The organism is Loktanella sp. DJP18, assembly GCF_049310965.1.
Lineage (GTDB): Bacteria > Pseudomonadota > Alphaproteobacteria > Rhodobacterales > Rhodobacteraceae > Loktanella.
Window position 1 is genome coordinate 1 of record NZ_JBMERN010000399.1, and the last position, 586, is coordinate 586.

Sequence of the window (586 nt, forward strand, 5' to 3'; positions counted from 1 at the left end):
AACGCGCGAAAGTTGGTGATGCCCTGAGGGGCGGCATATCAAGGCGGTGCCGAGTCGCCGTCAATTCTCTGCTGAGAAAGGGATATGCCACATGTCAGAGACTACCATCACGCAACTGTCCGATCCATCGGGTTTTACATCTGACCCGTTCACCGATGTCCTTCGGGATGGAGCGAGAAAACTGATCGAAGAGGCGATCCACGCGGAACTGGCCGCACTGATGAACGCCTTTTCCGGGGAGAAACTCGAAGATGGGCGGGCGCGCTTGGTCCGTCATGGTCACCTCCCGGAACGCGAGGTTATGACCGGCATTGGTCCAGTGCCCGTGAAGGTGCCGCGCGTGCGGGATCGGGGCGCTGGCGAAGACAAGATCACCTTCACGCCCAGCATCCTGCCGCGGTATCTGCGCAAGGCGAAATCAGTCGAAGAGCTGCTGCCGTGGCTTTACCTCAAGGGCGTGTCCACGGGTGATTTCACCGAGGCGCTGGGGGCGCTGCTGGGCCCGAATGCCAAGGGCCTGTCCGCCAAAACCGTCACCCGACTGAAGGCCGACTGGTGGAAAGACTACGAGGCTTGGTAGAAACGC

General features: G+C 60.6%; 1 pseudogene. It reads left to right on the forward strand.

Annotated elements, in window-relative coordinates:
- Nucleotides 1-91: 91 nt before the first annotated feature.
- A pseudogene (locus ACOI1H_RS26125) lies at nt 92-577 on the forward strand (transposase); the annotation flags it as partial.
- Nucleotides 578-586: the final 9 nt, after the last annotated feature.